Annotated in this window: 14 protein-coding genes and 1 pseudogene; 12 read left to right on the top strand and 3 right to left on the bottom strand. The window is 47.9% G+C overall.

Annotated elements, in window-relative coordinates; genetic code table 11:
• The first annotated feature begins 83 nt into the window (after positions 1 to 83).
• The 7 genes from HYD27_RS24780 (at position 84) to HYD27_RS24810 (ending at position 7,606) form a co-directional block, all read left to right on the top strand.
• Positions 84 to 1,352 carry a DUF6337 family protein gene (locus HYD27_RS24780; RefSeq protein WP_219219630.1) on the top strand — a complete coding sequence of 423 codons (1,269 nt, stop codon included), beginning with the start codon at positions 84 to 86 and terminating at the stop codon, positions 1,350 to 1,352.
• A 108-nt stretch (positions 1,353 to 1,460) separates the two neighbouring features.
• Positions 1,461 to 2,897, top strand: a complete 1,437-nt coding sequence (locus HYD27_RS24785) for a lipopolysaccharide biosynthesis protein (protein ID WP_219219631.1) — start codon at positions 1,461 to 1,463, stop codon at positions 2,895 to 2,897.
• On the top strand, positions 2,894 to 3,892 hold the full coding sequence (locus HYD27_RS24790; protein ID WP_219219633.1) for a glycosyltransferase: 999 nt from the start codon (positions 2,894 to 2,896) through the stop codon (positions 3,890 to 3,892). Before HYD27_RS24785 ends, HYD27_RS24790 begins: the two co-directional genes overlap by 4 nt.
• A gap of 25 nt (positions 3,893 to 3,917) precedes the next feature.
• Positions 3,918 to 4,946, top strand: coding sequence for a glycosyltransferase family protein (locus HYD27_RS24795; RefSeq protein WP_219219635.1), 1,029 nt, complete (start codon positions 3,918 to 3,920; stop codon positions 4,944 to 4,946).
• A 37-nt stretch (positions 4,947 to 4,983) separates the two neighbouring features.
• The gene (gene rfbA, locus HYD27_RS24800) at positions 4,984 to 5,862 is read left to right on the top strand and encodes a glucose-1-phosphate thymidylyltransferase RfbA (RefSeq protein ID WP_219219637.1); all 879 of its coding nucleotides are present in this window, start codon (positions 4,984 to 4,986) and stop codon (positions 5,860 to 5,862) included.
• Positions 5,863 to 5,950: 88 nt separating this feature from the next.
• Positions 5,951 to 6,946: a dTDP-glucose 4,6-dehydratase gene (gene rfbB, locus HYD27_RS24805; RefSeq protein ID WP_219219639.1), complete on the top strand. Its 996-nt coding sequence runs from the start codon at positions 5,951 to 5,953 to the stop codon at positions 6,944 to 6,946.
• Positions 6,947 to 6,949: 3 nt separating this feature from the next.
• Positions 6,950 to 7,606: a YdcF family protein gene (locus tag HYD27_RS24810; RefSeq protein WP_219219641.1), complete on the top strand. Its 657-nt coding sequence runs from the start codon at positions 6,950 to 6,952 to the stop codon at positions 7,604 to 7,606.
• Positions 7,607 to 7,633: 27 nt separating this feature from the next.
• On the opposite strand, the gene fliB is transcribed toward HYD27_RS24810, so the two are convergent.
• Together fliB and HYD27_RS24820 are read right to left on the bottom strand one after the other, a co-directional pair.
• Positions 7,634 to 8,848 carry a flagellin lysine-N-methylase gene (fliB, locus tag HYD27_RS24815; RefSeq protein ID WP_219219643.1) on the bottom strand — a complete coding sequence of 405 codons (1,215 nt, stop codon included), beginning with the start codon at positions 8,846 to 8,848 and terminating at the stop codon, positions 7,634 to 7,636.
• Between the two features lie 73 nt (positions 8,849 to 8,921).
• Entirely contained in the window at positions 8,922 to 10,043 is a 1,122-nt protein-coding gene (locus tag HYD27_RS24820; protein WP_219219646.1) for an acyltransferase family protein, read from the bottom strand.
• 287 nt (positions 10,044 to 10,330) lie between these two features.
• Here HYD27_RS24820 and HYD27_RS24825 point away from each other — a divergent pair, with 287 nt between their 5' ends.
• From HYD27_RS24825 to HYD27_RS24840, 4 genes are all read left to right on the top strand, one after another.
• Positions 10,331 to 11,434: a hypothetical protein gene (locus HYD27_RS24825; RefSeq protein WP_219219648.1), complete on the top strand. Its 1,104-nt coding sequence runs from the start codon at positions 10,331 to 10,333 to the stop codon at positions 11,432 to 11,434.
• 923 nt (positions 11,435 to 12,357) lie between these two features.
• Positions 12,358 to 13,146, top strand: coding sequence for a class I SAM-dependent methyltransferase (locus HYD27_RS24830; RefSeq protein WP_219219650.1), 789 nt, complete (start codon positions 12,358 to 12,360; stop codon positions 13,144 to 13,146).
• 417 nt (positions 13,147 to 13,563) lie between these two features.
• Positions 13,564 to 14,745, top strand: a complete 1,182-nt coding sequence (locus HYD27_RS24835; RefSeq protein ID WP_219219652.1) for a WD40/YVTN/BNR-like repeat-containing protein — start codon at positions 13,564 to 13,566, stop codon at positions 14,743 to 14,745.
• A gap of 976 nt (positions 14,746 to 15,721) precedes the next feature.
• A complete protein-coding gene (locus tag HYD27_RS24840) occupies positions 15,722 to 16,114 on the top strand; it encodes a hypothetical protein (RefSeq protein ID WP_219219654.1) in 393 nt (130 codons plus the stop codon).
• Positions 16,115 to 16,206: 92 nt separating this feature from the next.
• Here HYD27_RS24840 and HYD27_RS24845 read toward each other — a convergent pair whose 3' ends face one another.
• Positions 16,207 to 17,250, bottom strand: coding sequence for a substrate-binding domain-containing protein (locus tag HYD27_RS24845; RefSeq protein ID WP_219219656.1), 1,044 nt, complete (start codon positions 17,248 to 17,250; stop codon positions 16,207 to 16,209).
• Positions 17,251 to 18,979: 1,729 nt separating this feature from the next.
• On the opposite strand from HYD27_RS24845, the pseudogene HYD27_RS24850 reads away from it, so the two are divergent.
• A pseudogene (locus tag HYD27_RS24850) lies at positions 18,980 to 23,845 on the top strand (carbohydrate binding domain-containing protein); the annotation flags it as partial.
• Positions 23,846 to 23,904: the final 59 nt, after the last annotated feature.

Below are 23,904 nucleotides of genomic sequence, written 5' to 3' on the forward strand. Positions count from 1 at the left end.
GAACCCGCAGCGAACTTCATTCACATCGTCAACCGCTGATTTTTGGTTTTGAGCCAACAAAAGGCAACTGAAAGGAATACAACATGTTATTAATTTTTATGATAGTCTTATATGGTTTAGTATACATTGAATATAGAATATATAAAACCTTCATAACACCGTTTTGTGTAATTGGTGGTGTCTATTTAGCTTTTGTACCCATTAATAATTTGATTGGAATTAGATTTGGAAATCACCTCATCAGTAATCGTACAATTATATTATTTCTTATTTACTTGACAATTCTATTTTTTTCTGGATTTCTGTTTAGAACTATTCAGAGGATATTCCATAGAAAAGAACAAGAAAGAATTAAAGACTTAAATGAAATATATTCAGAAAAAATTTTAGGGAAAGAGAATCTAATTTTCATCATTTTTATTTTTGGGGTTCTATCATATGCTGTCTCTTTGTTTCAAGTTATTTCTGTTTACGGAATAAATGATACAAAAGCACACTCTTTTGGTATTTTTGCACACATTGGGTTCTTAGCAAAAGCGATGATTCCTTTCATATTCTTCTTCTATACCAAAACAAAAAAAAAGAAATATTTAGTGAGTATAATTATATTTTTTTGTATACTTATAATTTTTCAAGGGAAATATAATATACTTATTACTTTGTTAAGTTTTATAATGTTTTCTCTAATGTTAAAGATTAAGATAAATTATTTAAAGATTATTTATCTTATAATTGGATTGTTTTTTTTGGCAATATTTGCGTTCATTCTTATCTACGCAGTCATACCTAATATGATTATAGGGAATTATAACTTTTCAGCAATGGAATCAAGTATTCAATTTTCAATACGACATTTCTTTCATTATCTTTTTTCTCCTTTTATAACTGCAAATACTTTTTTTTTCAATCCTACCATTGGTGGTATGCAACAGGGAATAAAAGCTATTCTTAACCCATTTGACACTTTGTATCAGCAATTAAGTGGTAATAAGGACTTTTTTGCACCAATTATTGCTCTATGGCCAGAGGTTGCAGTAGATGGAGCAACAGCTAATATAGGAGGAATCTTTTCTGAAGCTGTTTTAAATATTGGCTATTTATTAGCAGGTATATATATATACTTATTAGGGATATTTATTTATTTTTCATATTTCATTTTTTATAATTATAGAAAAAATGTCGCTAGTACTGCATATTTGTTATCACTTATAAGCTTTTCGTTTTTTAGTAATTTCTTCTCGTTGTTCTCCATATTTGAAGTATATATATATATACTAATGATTGAGTTCTTTGTTTTGGACCGTGATTTAATACAATTTAAATTCAAGTTTAAGAAATATAGATCTCACTGAGGAAATTAGATTAATCTACAATAGAAAACAGATTAATTATAATTTTTTTCCTAGAAATTAATTAAATTAATTCTATTGTTTTGCTTATATAAGAAAAAGGTGAATTTGATGTTAAAGTTATTGAAGAAAATCAAGCATTTTATCTATGTATTTGGTGCGAATTTTTTTTCTATGATAAGTGGCATATTGATGAGTATAATACTTCCTTATCAACTAGGCGTAACTCAATACGGATACTGGAGCCTTTTTTTGTTGTATTTTGGTTACAGTGGATTCATGCATTTTGGTTTTAATGATGGTGTTTACTTGATGTATGGTGGGAAAAGATATGAAAATCTTGATTTGAAGAGGTTTCGCGGATATTTCATCTTTCTTGTTCTTTTACAATTTGTAATTGGAACAATATATGCGTGTGTTTTATTTAACCTAAAGGAAGAATATATGTTTGTCCTGGGGTTTGCAACCATAAATATGATTGTATCGAATTTGAATTTGTTTTTTCTGTATATTAATCAAATAACTCAAAAATATAAAAATTATGCATTGAGTATATTCATTGAAAAATTCGGAATTATTGTGTTTTTGTTGTTAATGCTTCTATGGAAAAGTGAATCCTATAAATTGTTTGTCATTTATTTCACTGTTACTAAAGTTGTAGTCCTTTCTTATTATTTATTTACAAATAAAAATATAATATTAGGGAAGTATCCATCGTTAAAAAACTTGCAAAATGATGCGATACTTGTTTATAAAGCTGGATTTAGCTTATTTATCGCGAATTCGGTCGCTGTATTAATAGCAAGTTCTGGACGTTTTATTTTCACTTATTTTTCTAGTGTGAAAGAATTAGGTCTGTATTCTTTTGCTATAAACATTCTTTCTTTTGTGCAGATCTTTAACACTTCATTGTCTACAATTTTATATCCGATGATTTGTAATTTTGAAAAATTTAAATTAAAGATATACTTTGAAAAACTTTCTAGATTAATAACATACTCTTCATTTTTGTTCTTAATGTTTTACTTTCCAGCAACTTGGATAATTGAGATATTCTTCAATGACTATATAGAAGTTTTGAAGTTCCTTCAATACCTGTTCCCTTTCTTCATTTATCAGATGCATATAACAATTGTATTACATCCATTAATTAAAGCTGTCCGAAAAGAAAAAGTACTGTTTTGGTTAAATATAATAGGTGTAACCTCTACAATATTATTAAGTTTTATTTTTCTTTATATTGATAATTCACTACAAAGTATAGCGATTGCCACAACAATTAGCTACGCAATTTGGAATATTGCTACTGATCTATGGTTAAGAAATTACTTGAAAATGAAATATGAAGATATTTTACCAAAGGTATGTATTACACTGATTTTCATTTTCTTGGTCAATTTTATAGAAAGTCATATGATTGCATTTATTTTATATGTTCTAATAGTCAGTCTATATTTTCTCTATCGAAAAAGTGAATTGTTAAATTCTTTTTTGCAAATTTATAAATTTGTTACAAATAAAGAAGAGAGGATTGAGGAGGAATTATGAAGTTAGCTGTGGTTATATTGAATTGGAATGGCTGGAAGGATACTCTTGAATGTGTAAAATCGCTTTTGGAAACTAATTCTTTTCAAAAAAATATATTTATTTTAGATAATGGATCTTCAGATGATTCCAAAATGAAGATAAGAGAATTTATGAGCGAACAGAATTTAAGTACGTACTATTTCAATAATGAAAACTTTAATGTGAATGAAATGGATATCACCAATGATAAACCTAAAATAATGCTTATTGAAAGTGATGTTAATTTTGGATTTGCTATAGGAAATAACTTTGTTGTTAACAAAATAAAAAAAGATTTTGAATATATTCTTTTATTGAATAATGATACTGTAGTTACAGAAAATGCTATAGATAATATGTTGGATTTCATGGATGAAAACATTAATATAAGCGCTGTTACATGTGATATTCGATTTTATGACGATCGTGAAAAATTATGGAATGCAGGTGGAAGACTAAAATGGTACGGAGATAGAAAGTATTATACACAAAAAGCAATAGATCGCAGGATAAAAAATAAGGAAAAATATATTGATGCTACCTTTATAACTGGATGTGCCCTCCTTATAAGAGTGAATTTGATAAGTGTTTCGAATATTTTTACGGAAAGATTTTTTTTCGGTGAAGAGGATTTTAATTTTTGTAGAAGAATGAAACGAGATAAGCGAAAAATTGGTGTTGTTCTAGATTCAGTAATTTATCATAAAGTGAGTAGTTCAATTAATAAAATGTCTACAAATAAACATAAATTTATTATTCATTTCTCGAATCGAATTGTTGATAATAGAGAGTTTTATACAAAGAAATATTGGTTAATGTGGAGATTATTTTATTTAGCTTTAATATTTGTGAAGCTAGTTACTTCAAGATTTAGCTTCTCTGAGTCTAAAAAAATTATAGGTCAAATACAAAAATACTCTTTGTATGAGTCTATTGGTGCAAATGTATTTAAAGAGATTCGTGAAGCAAACATTTAAGTTGTATTCCAAGGAGTGAAAGGTAGTGTCGGATAGAATTGCAATTATTATACTTAATTATAAGAATTATTATGATACGATAGAATGCTTGAAATCTATATATGTTAATTCTATTCCTAATAGTTCCGTTTTTTTGTTGGATAATGGTTCACCAAATGAATCTAGTAGTGAGATTAGAAAATGGCTTGATAAATCAACTTCTATAATTCCTTCTCAACTAAAAATTTCCGGAAATATGTTTGAGGAAATGATTGATTTTCATGAATATACAAATATGGGGCTAATTTTCATTGAGAAAACTGATAATATTGGTTTTGCGAAGGGCAATAATTATATCATCAAAAAGCTAGTTGATGAATTTGATTACTTCCTATTATTTAATAATGATGCTATTTGTGTTAATAATGCAATTGAAATAATGAGAGGGCGATTAGAAGTTGAGCCTACAATTGGGGCTGCAACATGTCGGATAAATCATTATTCGACTCCTGAAAAACTGCAACAGATAGGTGGAAGATTAACATGGTATGGGCATTTTAGGAGATACAATGAAAGTGACATTGAGAAGGCTGAGAAGTTGACTGATAACACAATTAAGGTAACTTTTGCTTCAGGATGTGTATTAATGCTTAGAAGTGATTTGTTAAAGAGCCACGGCCTGTTATCTGAGAGGATTTTTTTTGGAGAAGAAGATGTAGAACTTAGTATAAGATACAAAAGAAACAATATAAAAATTGCATCAGTTATTGATGCAATCGTGTTGCACAAAGGTGGGCAGTCTCAAAAAACTTTGTCTGAAAATTACGTTGATGTAGCATATACTTCCTCGATGGTGGGGAGAGCGATTATGCTGAAATTTGTTTATAACCCCTTGAGATGGAATATATGGTTTTTTTCTTTCAAGCTTCTCATGTCAGCAAATATAATTTTTCGACGTAGATTAGGAATAAAGAGGAACTTTAAAATAATGAAAGTAATAAATAAGTATGTCTACAAAAGAGGAAATATGGATAAAGCGACATATCTGGATATTGTATCAGAATTCAAAGTTTAAATATGTAAGAAATATATTAATCAGGAGATGGTACTACTTGAAAGGCATTATCCTAGCCGGAGGCAGCGGAACGCGCCTCTACCCATTAACCATGGTGACCAGTAAACAACTGTTACCCGTGTATGACAAGCCCATGATCTACTATCCCTTATCCACTTTAATGCTGGCTGGAATTAATGACATCTTAATTATTTCCACACCGGAGGATACGCCAAGGTTCGAAAGCCTGTTAGGGGACGGATCTCAGTTCGGCATTTCCTTACAATACATCGTGCAGCCCAGTCCTGACGGATTAGCCCAGGCTTTTATTTTGGGAGAGTCGTTCATTGGCGATGATTCTGTGGCTATGATTCTTGGCGATAACATTTACTATGGGAATGGTATCCGGAAAATGTTGAAGCGTGCTTCGGATAAAGAGCAGGGTGCGACTGTGTTTGGTTATCATGTGCAAGATCCGGAGCGTTTTGGTGTGGTAGAGTTTAATGATGAGGGTAAAGTGCTCAGCGTGGAGGAAAAACCTGCACAGCCTAAATCCAATTATGCTGTCACTGGATTATATTTCTATGACAATCGGGTTGTAGAGATGGCCAAGAATGTGCAGCCTTCTTCACGGGGCGAGCTTGAAATCACTTCAATTAATGAGGCCTATCTTAAGCTGGGGGAGCTGGACGTTGAACTGCTGGGGCGGGGATTCACCTGGTTAGATACGGGAACTCATCAGAGTCTTGTCGATGCGACTAATTTTGTCCGAACGATTGAAGACCATCAGGGGATTAAGATCGCTGCGCTTGAGGAAATAGCCTATATTAATGGCTGGATTACCAAAGAACACTTGTTGAACTGCGGGCAGAAGCTTGGCAAAACAGGGTATGGACAATATTTGATAAAGGTAGCTACCGGGAAGATTCAATATTAAGCAGTTAAGGTGCGGAAGACAAGAAATTAGGGAAACGGCGCTGTCTGGCGTAGGCGGTATTCCAATAGATGAATTTGAGGTGCAGGGAATGGGCAAGAAAAAATTGCTGATTACTGGCGGTGCCGGTTTTATCGGGGGCAACTTTGTCCAATATATGATAGATAAATACACGGATTACGATGTTGTTAACCTGGATTTGTTGACCTATGCCGGTGATTTGACGAAGCACACAGCAATTGAGAACAAAGAGAACTACCGGTTTGTACAAGCAGATATTGCTGACCGTGAGGCGGTTATGAGTCTTTTTGAGGAAGAGAAATTTGATTTTGCGGTGCATTTTGCCGCAGAAAGCCATGTGGACCGTTCGATTGCAGAGCCTGCCGTATTCGTTCGGACGAATGTGATGGGGACACAAGTGCTGCTGGATGCTTCCAGAAAGATAGGGCTAACGAAATTCGTTCATGTCTCTACGGACGAGGTGTACGGGGAGCTTGATTTTGACCCAACTGTATTCTTTACGGAGGAAACTCCCTTGCAGCCCAACAGCCCGTACAGTGCGAGTAAAGCTGCTTCGGATTTGCTGGTTCGGGCGTATTATGAAACGTATGGTTTACCGGTGAATATTACCCGATGCTCTAACAATTACGGTCCTTACCATTTCCCGGAGAAGCTGATTCCGCTGACCCTCTCTAAAGTTATAAATGAACAGAAGGTTCCGGTCTACGGCGATGGCAAAAACATCCGGGATTGGCTGCATGTCCGGGATCACTGTGCTGCCATTGACCTTGTGCTGCACGAAGGTATAAGCGGTGAAGTGTATAACGTAGGCGGCCATAATGAACGTACGAATCTGGAAGTGGTGAAGACCATCATCCAGGCGCTGGGGAAATCTGAGGATTTGATTGAATTTGTTGCGGACCGTCTCGGTCATGATAAACGTTACGCTATCGATCCTACGAAGCTGGAGACCTTGGGCTGGAAGCCAGCCTACACCTTTGAGACAGGGATCGCCCAAACCATACAGTGGTATACCGATAATGCGCAATGGTGGGGACACATTCTTAGCAGCGAGTACCGGAAGTAGCTTATGAGAAACTTAATCGGGAGTAAAAAAACAGGCAAGCGTAGAAAGAAAATCCTCTTTCTGTCCTTGCCTGTTCTGTTAATTGTCTTGTTCTTCTTCGGCGCAGGGCGCTTTCTTCTCTACAATCAGGTCCCGCAGCAGGCGGATGTTATTATCGTGCTCAGCGGTGGAGCGGGAAGGGTTGAGAAAGGGGCGGAGCTGTATGGCAAGGAAGGTTATGCTCCATATCTTCTCTTATCCAACGCCAAAGAATATGCAAGTACATCCGGCGATATGCTCCGGACCGCTCTTGCCCTAGGCATTCCTCCAGATGCTATTCTGACTGAAAATGCAGCCTTAAGCACCTACCAGAACGCCGAGTTGACTCTTCCGGTGATGAAGCAGCATGGGTTCACATCAGCCATTGTCATTTCCTCTGACTTTCATATGCGGCGGGTAAAGTTTCTTTTCGATCATGTCTACAAGGATTCCGGAATTGAACTGACTTATGCCGGTTCGGACTCCGGGTACAACGCCAAGCGTTGGTGGAGTGACCGCTATAGCCGGGAAACTATCTTCAACGAATATACGAAAATGATAGGCAACCTCTCCGGTTATAACGGACCCGAGGCTAAAAGTTCGCTGGAGCAGATCAAGCGCTGGTTCCGCTCGCAATTCTGACAGTAATCTCTCAAGCATGCATCCCCGTTACTTGATCAATAACGACATTCCCCCGAGGGAGTAGTATCCCTGTTCTTGTATATCCGTCAGGATGGCGTTGAGGAATTTGTTGGAGAACTTATAGTTTTTGGTATAGGACTGGATCAGCTTGACCACCATCCCGTCATTCAGCTCTTGCCGGTGTGCGGCCATTCCGGCCAGGTGCAGGCGGATGAAGGCATAATCGGCAGCGAGCTTCACGAAGAAATCGAAGAGGCCGGCGCCCGCCAGGATATCGGTCACGAAATTCTGGTATACGTGGTTAATGATATAGTTCTCGAAAAGGTAGTCTTTTCCCCGGATGTAGGGTTCATAGATTTCTTCGCGTACACTGCGGTATGTATGCAAAGATTCACTCAGGCTGCTCCCGTTCCTCTGTATGCCTTGGAGGTATTCATTCATGCATTCGTTGTAGCGGGCATTCCATAGGAACTCACTCAGATGGGCCATTAAGGTATTGTTCAGAACCTGGAATTGGAGCTGATCATCCGAGGCAAAGCTGTCATAGTTCCGCAGCTCCCCGTTAGTGGTTAACTCCCCTCTGAATTCCTCCATGAAGGACATAACGTGTGCATACGCACCCGAACGAAGCGGCTCCGCGGTATTGTCAAAAAGGACGCCTACCATAATTAACCGGTGCTGAAGCGGGAATTGGCGGTCTCTCAAGATCTCAAGCGTTAACTCCCGTAAGCCCAGAATGCATTGTTTCTTCTTGCTGCCGGAGCTGCCCGGCTTGTTGATCCGAAGATTCGGTGTAGGCAGCTCAGGGATTCGGGTGAAGCTCATGGCGTCCTCCGAGAGAAGCACCAGGCGGGCGATTTCCGGACAGGACAGGAGAGCGGACACTTCGATCTCATCGCCATCATTCAGAAGCCGCGGATAGGTTGAACAGGTCTGTGACAGGTACGTCTCGCCGGCCTTGGCTTGAATCGAGCAGAGTCCGCCCTTGAGCATGGAACAGCTGCCGGTTTGCTGGTTCATTTTGAAGGAAGCATAGGACTGGCTGTGCTTTGGATTGCGGACGAGATTCTTGTTAATCTCTTCACGGAGGGTCTTGTCAGGAATCCGCTTATATTTATCATAGGTGGATTGATCTATTGTTATTTCCCACCAGGAACAGCAGGTATCTTCGCAGTCAGCCCCCGTGCATTGGAATTCACGCATATATTTAGGAGTCAGATACTCCTTCTGCATATACTGCATGTATACATCCCCCTTGTGCCGCTGTTATAAGTAAGTGCATCTCTTACTATATCGGGAAGCAGGAGGTGAATCTTTACCGGGATTGGGAAACCGCCCTCTCCACATAAGTTCTGTGCGCCGCTGATTTCTTCCCCTTTCCCCCAAGCAAGAATCCCAGTCCCGGCACGTGCTTGATCACCATACTCAGCAACAGCGACCCCGCGACGGCAATTACTGTGGTCGGGAACCAGCCCAGGTAGCTGCCGTAAACATACCGTTCCACGAAGTTCAGCAGCAGGATGAAGATGCCGTAGTGGAAGATGAGGATTGCCAGCGATTCTTTGCCGATGTAGGTGAGGATGGCGGCGAAGAAGCCGGATTTGGAGAGCAGCTGGGTCATTTTGATGGCGAGCAGGCTTCCGGCGATCCCGGCGGTGTAGAAGAGCAGCAGGTTGCCGTATTCTCTGTTGTTCATGTCCACATAGCTGTTGAAGTAGGCGGCGGTGAGAAAGATGGCCATCAGGATCAGGGTGCCCAGGTTGAAGACACGGATCTTGCCGAGCAGCTGGTGCTGCTTGAGCTGGTAGCCGATGAACACGAAGAGCTGGGCGACAAGCGCGACGTCGATGTTCCAGGGCAGGAATAGCACGGTGCCCAGGGCATAACCGGACAGGCTCAGGGCGAGCATGGCGGCAAGCTGCACAGGCAGCGGGCTTTTGCTTAGATAGCGCATGCTGAGGCAGAATATAATCTGGGTCACGAACAGGCAGGTCAGAAACCAGATGGGAATGTTCAGGAGCAGGCCGCCGGAATAGGTTCCGTAAGCGATTGCCAGCAGAGGCTCATACCAGGCGATGTCCGGGCTGTGGGCGGTTTCGAGGGTCCGGAGGATTAACCAGAGCAGATAGGACAGAAGGCCGGCGGACAGATAGGGAATGACGAGGGTGAGGAAGCGGGTACGCAGCAGAGAGGTGAAATTGTCAAAATATTTGGAGGCGCTGAACAGATACCCGGAGACGATAAAGAATAACGGAAGCCGGAAATCCCTGAACATATCGTTCAGAACGACCGGGGTGAGACCGGCATGTCCCACAACGACCAGCAGAATGGTAATGCCTCTGACCATGTCGATGACTTTAAGCCGCGGGGTCTTAACGGTGGTGGCGGAAGTCAATTCCGCTGCAGTTGTGGCTGAAGAAGCATCCGAAGCTTGCATGGGTTGGCCGCAGCCCCCTTCCATATAAGTTAATCATAGGTTATAGGAAATAATAGGCAGGGGCAATGGTACAAACTAGTTATTTCAATATACTACTTTAGCTGGTTGCTAACCTTGGATCAGGTTTATGCAGCTATTCAGAATGGCCGGGGGAGAGTGGAATTGCACGACCCGAATGCACATAACGTGAATTTTCAGGAAATAGTACACTTTTGAGGGATGGAGAATAATGGAATCCATTTTATACTTATGTAAATTCTACAATAAAGGGAAGGAAAGTGAGGGGAATGAAGGAATATGACAATTCATTGGATGCGATCAAGGGAATTAGCTGTATTTTGATGATCATAGCGCATATTCCGGTTTATTTTAACGGCAATGAGCGGGTGTTTCAGATTGCTGCCGGTTTGGCCCCTGTACTTTTTTTTGCCGTGTCGGGGGTGACGACCACCTTTCAGGTGCGCAGGCGCAGCTTCCGGTCGATTCTCAGCTTTTATGCGCTGTTCGCAGTCATTGGCTTCTCATATAATCTCATGTGGAGACCGGAGGTTCAGGCTTTTAAAATAATGGATGTTCCCCAGATCATCGCACTCGGAGTGCTCAGTATATACCTCCTGGAGAAATATCTCAAGCCCCCGCTCTATGCATATCTCCTTTTGCCGCTGCTTATCTTCTCCGTACATTATTTCATCGGCCACCGCCTGCCGGACTTCCCTCTTCGATCCGTGTTGTTTACGGAGACAATAGGCTTCACCTATTTTCCTTGGATGCTTGCGTTTGCGGCGGGGATCTTTGCCTACCGATGCAGCAATCAGGCCAATCTCATTCTGGCTCTGGCTGCCGGACTGCTGCTGTCCATACTCAGTATCGGAGGCGTTCGTGAATCGGATTTCAGCAAATACAATATGTCTGTGAGCTACCTGCTGCTGTCTCTGGCCGTGTTGTTCGGAGCCTTCTATCTCTTCAGAAGGAAAAAAAGCTACGCTTCCTCCAGCCTGCTGCTGTATTTCGGCAAGCATTCGTTCTTATTCCTCTTTACCCATCTGCTGCTGATCCTGGCCTTTGACCGGCTTGGGCTGGGCCGCCTGTATATTGTGTGGATGTGGGGGCTGGCCCTGGTCTGCACTTATGCGGCGATGAGAAGCCTGCAGCGGCTTAACCGCTGCATAGCTCATTATCTGGAACACCCGTGGCCCTGGGTTCTTATTGTTCTTGGAGTTGCTGCCATTCCCCTGGTCATTCCGAACCGGGAGCTGATCATTCTGTCGGAAGCTGCGCTCGGCATTCTCTTCTCGCTGAATTACAAAACACTCTCCGGCCTAATGCCTGTAAGCCAATCCTTCCGTCCGCAGCCGGCCCGGCAGGAGGCTGCTGCCCCTGACCGGGCTTAGTGCCTATCCCAGAATAAATAAGTAACAACTATGGGTAAGAAAAAAAGTATGAGGTGAGAGTTGGCCAGCTTCGCCTCAACAACGGCAATTCTGCCGTTATTTCGGGTAGCGCGGACCAACCCTGCCCCAACAACGTCAATTCTGCCGTTATTTCGGGGGGTGAGCGGGCCAACCCCGCCTCAACAACGTCAATTCTGCCGTTATTTCGGGTAGCGCGGGGCAACCCCGCCTCAACAACGGCAATTCTGCCGTTATTTCGGGGGGTGAGCGGGGCACCCCTGCCCCAACAACGGCAATTCTGCCGTTATTTCGGGGTGAGCGGGCCACCCCTGCCCCAACAACGGCAATTCTGCCGTTATTTCGGGTAGCGCGGGCCAACCCTGCCTCAACAACGGCAATTCTGCCGTTATTTCGGGTAGCGCGGGGCAACCCTGCCCCAACAACGGCAATTCTGCCGTTATTTCGGGTAGCGCGGGCCAACCCCGCCTCAACAACGGCAATTCTGCCGTTATTTCGGGACGCGCTGCAGTACTCTTGCGAATAATCTCACACCAGCGAGCGAGAAAGAGTAAGCGAATGAAGTAAGCGTTGGGAAGGGAGCTGCCGGACGCTCAGCTTGCCCACTCCGCACCTGCACAAGGGGATAAGCCCAAAAAGCAAAAAAAGCACACTACACGGGTGCCTATAGACTGGACCCTTAGAAAAAAGGGATGCGGGCTGTTTGTCAGAAGAAAATAAAGTAATAGACTGAAAAGTAAAGTATTAGACTCGGCAAATAAAGCTGTAGACTGAGAAAATAAAGTTTTAGACTGGTGGCGCTTCATTAAGCTAACGGGCAGTAGAGTTCAAAAAAATTGACTATTAAATTATAAATGGTAAGATGTATCTCTTGAAGAAAAAATATGGATTTTAGAGGTGCTTGTATGCAGGAAAAACTGGCATTTATCAACAAGGTAGCGTGGGAAACGAAAGCTTACCAGGCTTGGGTTGAAAAGTATGGAACACCAGATGAGCTTGCAGTACAACTGAAACTGAAACATAAGCATCATTTGCGTTATTGGTTAAAGTACATCGGTGATCCAGCAGGTAAAAGAGTCATTAACCTCCTGGGCTCGCACGGTCGAAAGGCGATTTCTTTAGCATTGCTGGGTGCTGATGTTACCGTGGTGGACATATCTGAAGAAAATCGGTTATATGCTATGCAGACTGCCGCTGCCACAGGTGTTGAACTCGACTATATCTGTTCTGACGTCTTGAATATCCAGAACGAAGAGACACTAGGCGAATTTGACATTGTGTTGATGGAGTTTGGTATTTTGCATTACTTTACGGACCTCAGCTCTATTTTCTCTGTGGTTCGTCGTAGGCTAGGGAAAAATGGTCGTTTTATCTTGACTGACTTCCATCCGTTCGCACGTGCATGGATGAACACATACAATCTAAAACAGCCATCTGGAGATTACTTTGATGACAGTATTAAGGAAGGGGAAGTAGCTTTTGCTAAGTTGCTGCCCGAGGAAGAACGCTCTGAATTGGGTAAAATTTTAGGGCGAGGTTGGACAGTTGGTGAGATTATAACTGCAATTGGTACGGAAGGGTTATTTATACGGACATTTGAAGAGATACCAAGCTCTACAGATCCGAGGTTTCCAGAGTTTTATACTCTAATTTCCGATAAAATTGATATTGAATTATCCTCACTACATCCCTGACTTTGGAAGTCCCCATCATTAAGCTAACGGGAAACGTTAGTCCAATGAAGACAGCGACAGTCTAGACATTATTTTCTTGTCCATGGCAGTCTGTTCCAATTTCAAGGGTCAGTCTAAAACTAATTTTATGGAGACTGATGGTACGGCAACTCGAAAGTCCGTGTAGAATTCAGAAAACCCGTCTAATACTTTATTTTCTTCTGCAGTTGTTCGCTTGAAAGAAGACACGGAACTATGAAGCCTTACTTCATTTCGCCTGCGCTCAGATCGTTTGGAGAAGCGTACCCTCCGTTCATTCCCGATAACTTATTTTGGGATAGGTTTTTAGCCAAAGCGAAGTCCGGCAAGACGGCTGACCCGGCAGGAGACCGCTTAGTGATTGTGGAATAGGGTAAATATACCCTAGGAGGTGTCACTATGAACTTTACACAACGACTGCGGCAAACATCCTTAACACTTCTCTCTGCGGGCCTGCTAACCTTGAGCGGCTGGGGGGCGGCGGCAGCGCCTCCGGCACAGGCTGCGGCGCCTGCAACCCGGACACCGTCCTGCAGCACCGGGGATCACGGAATTCTGCAGGAGCTGCAAAGTAAGCATACAGGCGAGGGGAGGGACCCGCTTGCTTTTTCGGCTGTGGATTTTCTGAATGCGGATACGGGACGGGCAGCCGGCAACGGCTTCCTGATTGGGACTTCGGATGGCGGCTGCCGCTTTCAGGAGATTTATGAAGGGCAATGGGGCTTTCAGCAGATCGATTTTCCCGACAATGTGCACGGCTGGGCTCTGGCAACGGTTCAGGATGGACAAGCCAAATATCTGATCCGTACGGCAGACGGCGGCTCGACCTGGACAAGACTGACGAATAATGCGGTAACCTTTGAACGTATAGATTTCATGGACAGCCAGGCCGGGTTCGGCTATAACCGCGCTTCTACCTATTATACGAAGGATGGCGGGACTGTCTGGAGCAAGGTACCGACACCGGCCAATACCCGTGGATCTTATTTCAGCAGCCGCAATAATGGCTGGGCGGTAGTTGTCGTTCCGGGCAGCGGCTACCAGGTGATGAGAACAACCGACGGCGGGGCAAGCTGGAAGCTGTCACTGAAGTCGGCGTACCCCGAGCCGGTCTATGGGCAGGTGTATGCTGAAGGCCCCCAGGTCTATGCGTTGCTCTACGGCGGCTCCGGGATGTCCCAGACTTCCTACTCGCTCTATGGCAGCCCGGATTCGGGCGGAAGCTGGACCCGGGTGATCGCCCAGGATACTGCCGGCGGCGGTCCTGCCCCGGGGAGCGGAGCGGCCAAGGTGAAGAAGGGGCCGGCTTCAGGCAGCCCCGGAAATATGCAGCTGATCGGCAAGACGACAGCGTTCCTGGTCGGCTATCAGCCTGCGGCTGAGGCGGTTGGCATCGGCGTTACGAAGAACAACGGCCAGGAGTGGAGTAATCTTAAGACGGTTCCCGGCTTTGAAGGGGAAATCTCCTTCGCCGATCACAACCAGGGCTGGCTTGCGGCTCGCGATCTGAACAGCTCGACGCTGTACTTCACCAAGGACGGCGGGGCGAATTGGAGCGCTAAGTTTACTTTTAAAAGATAAGAATTTATATGCTCGGCACACCAAATTATCCTTCTATTTGTCGCTGAAACACGCCGTCCTTTAAATGGACGGCGAAGCCGTTTCTGTTTGAAAAATCAGAATTTATATGTTTTGGGGGAAGCGAAGCTTATCCGTTATTTCATGGCTGCGCTGTATATGAAAGAATGGATCGGGACTTCGGCCAAGCAAACTGCGCTATTGCGTTGGCCGCAGCGGGCAGATAGAGGGAAACAAAGGCAGAAGTACCTTTGATTTCGCCCGGAGCCGGCTGGACGAGGGAAACAGCGCGAAATGGTTCTTCTCCTTCCCACTAAAATGGCAGCATTCTTAATATAGGACGCCGATAGGCGTCTTTCTTAAAAGATAATTTATATGTTTCACGCAATAAATTAGCCTTATCTTTCTCGCAGAAACGGATACCGTCCTTATAAGGGCGGCGAAGCCGTTTCCACTTTTTGCTGGGGAAACATGAGGGCTAACCGGGGCTCGTTACCGGGGGGATAGCAGTAAAGTGCAGTGAAGTAGCGTGAAGTGGGATTAGCGGGAATTAGTAAACCTAAATGGACTGAAAAGCTTGCGGTAAAAGGAATAGTGGGAAAAAGTAAACATATTTGAAGCATATTCCCTTGAAAGGCGACGAAACGGATGGATTAGGTATCCTTTTTCCCGCTAACGCTTGCGAAAAAGGGATTGGGGGAGAAGTAAGTTTACTTTTTCCACTTGGGCTTCCCGGCAGATCTCGGCGAGACGCTACAACAGCGAGTGGAAACCCCTACCCGGCCGTAGGCCCGGGCGAAATCACCACTTTACTAAGTTTAGCGCTTTTTTTGTGCAGAATGGTGAATGAAATCCAACCGGATGTTTGGAGTATGCGGGCAGTTTATGCTTCTGATCATATATAATTATCTTTATGTTTCAAAACAAGATATACTGGAATTATCCAGAGCTTGGTTGGATAGTTTCGGAGGCGCGTTTTATGGAGAGTGCAATGGACCTTGTTAAGGTTTTTCAAGAATTAGAAGAGCGGATTAATGCGTTTATCAACGATGATTCGTCAATTGAGTATATAGAAGGATCGGCACAGGTTGTGGAAGGCGGGGCTTTTTCCTGGTCCCGGTTGAAGCCGGCGGATTTGAACAAGCAAACGTTTATTCATTCGGAGTATACGGAATTGGCGGTCAAGGTCCGTGCAATTCTGACAGATGAAGAGAGTCCCAATATCGCCAAGTTTGAACACAGCTCGGCTCTGGTTATCAACTATATCCTGCAGGACACTTTATTATGGCTGCCGGGAATCAAGAATGTCATTGACGATATCAAGACAGAGCTGGACTTGCAGCAGCTGTTTATTTCTGAGCATATGGAGTGAGCTGCGGCACGCTGTCGGCAGTCAGGATTTCAATTTCATAAATGCACCGTACACAAGTCTTGCCGCAACCCGGGTAAGACTTGTTTCTGTTCTCATGGGATTAGCGTGCGGATGGTGTTCCCTGTATAAAAAGAGCCTCTGAGCCTTACATGCTCGTAAGGCAGCAGCGGATTGGCGATTCTCCGCAGCATAAGCTCGGCCGCCCGTTCCCCGGCTTCACGCACAAGCAGAAGAGGCCGCGACATCTCCGGAAAAAAAGGATTTTCCTCGTTCTCCATCCCAACCAGCGAAAGGTCGTCCGGGATATTGAGCTTCAGCAGGCTGGCGGCGACGGCCACCCATTCGGCCATGCTGGGGACCGCGCTGATGACGGCGGTATAATGACCGGAGTCAAGCTTGCGGCAGAGGGTGTTCATCCAGACCGCCCTGTCGGCGGCCTGGCCTGTGACATGCCCCGAGGGATCGCTTAGCCCGTCCAATCCGAGCCGCTGCGCAGCGGCGGCAAAGGCCTTCCATCTTAATTGAAAGCCCCGCAACGGTTCGATATCCACCACATACAGAATGCGGCGGTGGCCCTGGCGGTACAATTCCTCCATGGACCGGTGAACCGCGTATTCCACATCCCAGATTACACTGTCCACCTCGGCCAGCTCCGGCGGATAGTTCAGCAGCACCTTGGGCAGCGGCAGCTTCAGCAGCGCATTCTCCATCCATTCCGGTATCGCCGCAGTCAGGAACAGCCCGTCCGAGAAAAAAAGCTCGTTCTGGTTCAGCCACTCCCCGAACTCCGGACCTTCCCTGAGGGTGGAGGGCACAACCAGCGGAAACAGGGAATGCCCCAGCTCATTCAGGCGCAGCCGCACACCTTCAAGCTGCAGCCGGTGGAATCGGGTATCCCCGATAATCAGCATGGCAAACCGCCGGGGTCTGGCGTACGCCCACGGAATCCGCTCCGCCGACATTCCCTCCTCCTGATCCTTCGTGCGGTAACCAAGCTCGCGCGCCCGGTCGGCAACCAGCTTGCGCGTGGTCTCGGACATGCCGGGCAGCCCGCGCAGTGCTTTGGATACCGTGTGAATCGTCAGGCTTAAATCATCGGCAATGGTTTGTAAGGTTACCTGCTTTTTCCTGGCCATCGCGGCCCCCCTCTTCTTCGCAGTCATTATTGTAACAAAAATGAAGCTATACGTTAAGCGCTTTCTTTTTTAAAATTAAGTCGAATTATGTCGGTAAGCGCTTCATCGTATCAGTTTTTTCAGCATACCTCACAAGAAGGGTAGGGATTGTATGGGTTATTTAAAGAGAATGAGACGGTGGGCTGCCATCATTTGTACCGGGCTCCTGCTGGTTTCACTGCTTCCGGGAAATTTGGCCGCAGCGGAGGAGGAGCCTGCAGTTATTGCCGCTCCGCCCGAAGCCGCCGTTCCGGCGGGAGAGACAACGGTATACACAGGGGGATATTCGCTGAAATCGGACCTGCTGGGCAATGCAAGCGGCTGGGCGTATGCCACGCAAAAGATTACGGGGATAACCCCGGGCGCCGTGTACGAGATGGGAATGTGGGTGAAGGGCAGCGGAGCGGCCACCCTGAAGATATCGAAGGGTTCAAGTTCCGGAAGCGCTCTAAAATATGTGCGGCAAAAAGCAACCGGCAGCTGGGCCTATTGGACAGCCGATTATACGGCGGCCTCGGGTGAGGATCTGTATCTCTCCATCTATGACAGCGCAGCGGCTGCCGGTTCGGGGATCACACAGGCTGAAGCGGCAGGCACGCTGTATGCGGATGATCTGTTTTTTGGAGTAAAAGGCACGGCGTCCAATCTGCTGCAGAATCCAGGCTTTGAAGCAGGCGGATTCACGGGATGGATTGTGGGCAATAACAGCTCGCCGGCCGTGTTCTCGGTTGCGGCGGGGGAAGCGGAGAACGGCAATCCGGGACAGCCCACCCCTACACCGGGCGGCACTGGCACTCCAGCCCCAACCGGCGCCCCGGTTCCGACGGCTTCGGCAAGTCCAGCCTCTACGCCGGTACCCACCGCTGCACCAAGTGCAACCGGCACCCCGGCTCCAACCGATCCGGGGAGCGCGCCGAATGTCCACACCGGGAACCGCTCCATGCAGGCGGTGACCAAGGGCAAGACATCCGGCTGGAAGACGGTTACGCAGCAGGTGAGCGGCATAACGGCCAATACCGATTATACCTTCGGCTTGTGGATGAAGGGCAGCGGAGCCGTCACGGTGAAGACCGCCAGGGGGAGCGGGGAGAATCTTCATTACATCAGGCCGAAAGCGACCGGCACATGGACGTATGTGTCGACAAGCTTTAATTCCGGAACGTATGCCGGCACTGTAGTCTTCTCCATCTCGGACAGTGCGGGAAGCGCCTTGCCCGAAGCGGAGGCGGCGGGAACAATGTATCTGGATGACGTTTTTTTCGGGACAACGGGCGGTGCCAACCTGCTGAACAACAGCGGCTTTGAGCAGCAGCTCAAATATTGGGGGGGCGACAAGGGGACGGTCTTTACACGTTATCCCGACCAATCGGATAATCCTCCGGCCGAGCAATACGAGGGCATCAATAATCTTGGCGTCTATGCCTGGGACCGCAACCCGGAAGGGGTAGCGGATTTCGGAGAGTGGATCGGACGGGCCCCGTATCTCGCGGAGGACTTTCTGGAGCAGAATACCTGGTCCGATCTGGAAGGCGGCAACCGTCTTGCCGCCTGGGAGGGGACGCCGTTTGCGGCCAGCATGCTGTGGGCGGCATATCCGTTCCCCAAGTCAGGCGGAAGTCTTGCGGAGGCGGCAAGCGGAGCCTACAACGACCATTACCGGACGCTCGGGGAGAATCTGATTGCCTCCGGCATGGGGAATGCGACGATCCGCTTCGGACATGAATTCAACGGCGGCTGGTATGTCTGGTCGGTCGGCAATGCCAATGACCCGGACCATCTGCAGAAAACCGAGGACTTTGCGGAAGCCTTCCGCCAGTTTGTCACCACACTGCGGAGCCTTCCGGGGCAGCAGTTCAAGTTCGTCTGGAATCCGGCTACCGCCATTTGGGGCGTAGACCTGGAAGCGGCTTTTCCGGGCAGGGATTATGTTGACTTCATAGGCATCGACCATTATGACCAGACCTGGACGCAGAGCGGCGGCAGCGCTATCTACGGCAGCGCTTACCAGAACGCGGATGCCGCCGAACGGCTGCGCAGACAGGAGCTGGCCTGGACTGCCGAGGTGAACGACGGCAACTGGGGGCTGAATATGATTGCCGCATTTGCGGAAGACCAGGGTGTACCGCTGGCCCTCTGCGAATGGGGGCTGGCTGCCAGATCGGACGGCTATGGCGGAGCGGACAATCCGTATTTTATCCGGAAAATGCACGAGTGGATTGAAAATAACAACGTGGCCTGGCATGTGTACTTCAACGTCTCGGCCAGCGACGGCGACCATGATCTGTATGATACGGTAGCGTTCCCGCAGGCCTCTGCGAAATTCAGCGAGCTGTGGAATCCGGCCGGTGCGCCGTCCACCTCTCCGGCCATCGAGCCTGCGGATATTCCGGGCATCAGCGGGCCTTATGTCCAAATTGAAGGCGAGGACGGCATCCTGACGGGCAGCGTCCATAAGCTTCACGGCGACCCTTGGGCTTCCGGCGGAGAGTTTGCCGTCATGTACAAGTCGGTCAATGCGCTGACCTTCACCAATGCGAATCAGGCCGATGATGGCCTGGCTGTCGTCTATCAAGGCTGGCAGTCCGACCAGAAGGCCTCGCTGTATGTGAACGGCGTATTGGTCAAAGCCAATATTCTATTCCCGCAGCATGGCCGTTCCTGGTCGCACAGCTACGGCTCTGTCGTCATTGGCGATGTGCAGATTCCGCAGGGGGCAACCGTCAAGCTGCAGATCAATCCAAGCGATGAGCTGGATAACTATGATAATTTCAAGGTGGACTATATTCTGCTGCTGGGCGCCACGGGGACTTATGTCCCCGGCGATCCGGCAGATATCGAAAATGAGCTTGACCTGGTAAGCACGCCTTCCCGGACCTCCTTCACCCACAGCGGAGTATGGGCGCTTACGGCGAATGTGAAGGGGACCGGCGATACCAACGGATCAAGCTACTCCACGCAGCCTGTGCTTACCGCAGGCAAAAGCTATACCTTCGGTGCCTGGATTAAGGGCACAGGGCGGATGGCGCTGGTAATTCAGAATACGACGACCTGGGCGGAGGTGCTCGCGAAGCCTTTTCAGGCCGGCGGAGACTGGCAGTATGTCTCTGCCACCTACACGCCTGCGGCCACGGGAGCTTACAATATCAAGCTTGGGGACAGGGATTCCAGCGGGACTCCCGGCAAGATCTATATTGATGATGTGAGGCTGGCGGGAACGGAGGACGGAGTCGCCGTATTGAACGAGGACTTCGAAGACGGCGGACTGCATTGGTGGAATCCGGCGAACCATTTCGCAATGACTGATTATTCCGGGGCTGCGGGCAGCGGGGATGCCCATAGCGGGAGCTGGTCGATGAAGCTGACCTCCCCGGAGGGAACAGCGGGAGAAGCAGCCGCCCTTTCCTCCGGGATTCCTCTAAAGGCTGGTCAAACCTATACCTTCAAGCTCTGGGTAAAAGGAGATGCCGGTTTCGCCATACAATTGCAGAACAAGGTGAGCGGGCAAAATGTGGCCGATGTCAGCTTCTCCGCAAGCCCGGGAGACTGGGAGGAAAAAACCTTTACCGTTCAGGCGGGGGCAACAGCCGGGCACACGCTTAAAATCATCAACAGAAGCAGTGAAGGCGTTCTGTACATCGATGATCTGCTGCTGAATGCGGAAGGCCGGAACAATCTGCTGCCCAATTGCGATTTTGAGCTGGGCGATGCGGACTGGTCCCTGGGCGGCGCGTTTTCAATTATAAATGCCAACGAGCTGGTCCTGTCCGACGGGTTCATCGACGGGCTTGACAGCCTGAATGCGGTTAAGGAAGCTGTTAACATGCGCATAGACGGCATGAACACAGCCTGGTACGGCGGCGACGGGGCAAGGGCCGCCAGAGCCGGAGCGGGCGAAGGCTATCTTCTCTATGAATTGCCTGCCGCCGCTTCCGCCATTTCCATTTCTGCCTATGAAGATGACACCAATACGCCTCCGGGCGTATTGGTGTCTGTCTCTAATGGAGGGGATTTTCAGGCCTTGGGGATGACCGCCGACAGGTATGCGAATGAGATGAAGGGCAATTTGCCGCTCACCGTTTACGAGAGCTATGCGGTTCCGGCAGGCTCGCAGCTGCTCAGAATCACCATACCTGAGAACAGCAGACCCGATGCTGTGCAAATTTCCGAGGTCGCCGTCAATGCCAATGCCGCTCCGGTTACAGCGTCGCCGGAACCGGGGGAATTGGCTCCGGGACAGCCGGTCACGCTCACCACAAGCGAAAGCGGCGGGAAGATTTACTACACCGTTACTGGAAGCGCGGCAAAGACCTTGTATACCGCCCCGGTCACGCTTGGGCATTCCGCTTCCATCACCGCCTGGACGGAAACAGAGGGCAAGCGGAGCAGCATTAAGCGGACCTTCTCTTATGTGAACACGGAAGAGGTTATTGTGGACTCTTACGGCCAAATCCGCACCGCCGGATTCCCGGGGAAAATACACAATGAAGCGGAATTTGCCCAAGCCGCCATAGAGGATCATGCCTATCTGGACAGTCTGAGCGCACCGGCGGACAGAGATGCCTACGGCGGGCTTGCCGGCAGCCGTGAGGCCTATAACTTTACCGAGACGGGATTTTTTCATATTGAAAAGCTGAACGGCAAATCCGTGATGGTCGACCCGCTCGGCAATCTGTATTTCAATCTGGCTGTCAACGGTACGGGCTATGTCGATGAAACATTCACGGTTGTGGGCGGGCGCGAGAATGTATATGAATGGCTTCCGTCCACAACCGGTGAATTCAAAACCGCTTACGACGGAAATGGAAACTTCTCCTTCTATGTGGCCAACCTGATCCGCCAGAGCGGCCGGCCCTTTGATCAGGCCGCCTATTCGGAAGGCAGCGTTGATTTCGTGAAGTCGCTCGGCTTCACAGGACTGGGCGCCTGGTCCAAGGCGAGCGGTATGCCCTATGTGAACTGGCTGCCCATGCCGGGCCTGAAGATCGGGGACAGCGAATTGTTCGATATCTTCCACCCGGATATGACGGCCCAGATGGATGCAAGATTCAGCGCACTTGCGAAGAATGTCAATGACCGGCAATTAATCGGCTACATGTTCGCCAACGAGCTTCCCTACAACAGGCTGAAGACTGTGGTTCCGGCGGCAAATGCATCATCCGGCAGCAAGGCAAGGCTGGTTGACATGCTTGCGGGGCAGTACGGCTCCATTGATAGCTTCAATACCGCCTGGGACCTGAATGCCGCAAGCTTCGAGGCGCTGAAGAATATGGCCTTTGCCGCCAAAACAGAGCTGGCCACGCGGGATATGGACTGTTTTACCGGCCTGTACCTGGATGAGCTGTATAAACAGATTGCCTTTTACGCGAAAAAGCATGATCCGGGCCATCTGGTGATGGGCGACCGCTGGCTTGCCGGAGTAATGAACGACAGCAAGCTCCGGGAAGCCCTGTGCCTGTACGCAGGCAAATATATGGATGTGCTGACTTACAATTATTACACCTATGATCCCAACATGGAGATGCTTAAGCAGCTGTATGAGCTTGCGGGGGAGACCCCCTTCATCATGACGGAATTCCACTACGGCGATCCGTCCACCGGACTTACATTCGCGGCCAGAATGGCGGAGGATGAGCGGGAGAAGGGACTCATGTACAGCAATTACGTAGAGCAGGCGGCAGCGTCGGGAATCATTGTGGGCGCCAATTGGTTCACCTATCTGGACCAGGCACCGACCGGAAGATGGTTCCAGGGGCTGAACGGCGAAGCCGGAGCAATTGGACTGATTAACGTGGCCGCCCGCCCGTATCAGGACTTCCTCCAGTCGGTGTCGGGGACCAACGCCAGGATTTACGACATTGTGCTTGGCCATACTCAGCCGTATGACCATGTGTTCAAGCCGGGACAGACGGAAAGAACCTCGGATAAAGTGCTGTCTGTAACGAAGGCGGCCTGCGCTCCGGCCATCGGCGGTTCCGGCGCAGGCTGGGAGGAAGCCGCAACTGCCGGGATTACCGATGTCGATCTGGTGATGGGCGTGATGAAGACGGGAGTCGGCGGGCAAATGGGTCTGACCTGGGATGATGATTATCTCTATTTCCGGGCCCATATCGATGATCCTACCCCAATGGAAAGTCCCAACGTGATCAAAGGGCTTACCGTTCCGGCCGCCAAGGCCTACCTGTGGGCCGGGGATGCCATTGAGCTGTTCTTTGGGCCGGGCAATGTCAATGAAGGCGGCTCGATGCAGTTCAATGACAATCAGATCCTGCTGGCAGCGGCACCCGACGCAAGCGGGACGGTCCGGACCGCTTATTATTGGGCCGGATACAGGGAGCAGGAGCAGCCGGAAATCATTATGGCGGCGAAGCTGGATGAGGACGGCAAAGGCTATACCATCGAGGCGAGAATTGCTTTTGCGGACATCGGGCTTCCTGTGGTTGAAGACGGAACGGTAATCCGCTTTGATATGGGCTTTGATGAAGGCGGTGCCGGCGGCCGTGAACGCCAGTTCTACTGGAACGGGGTAGACGGAAACTCCGCCAACCGGGAGAAGTGGGGCAAGATCGTCCCGGCCGGCAATGGCGGCCCGGCACCGGAGACGGATTCGCCGGCAGG

The organism is Paenibacillus sp. S150, assembly GCF_019352175.1.
GTDB lineage: Bacteria > Bacillota > Bacilli > Paenibacillales > Paenibacillaceae > Paenibacillus_AQ.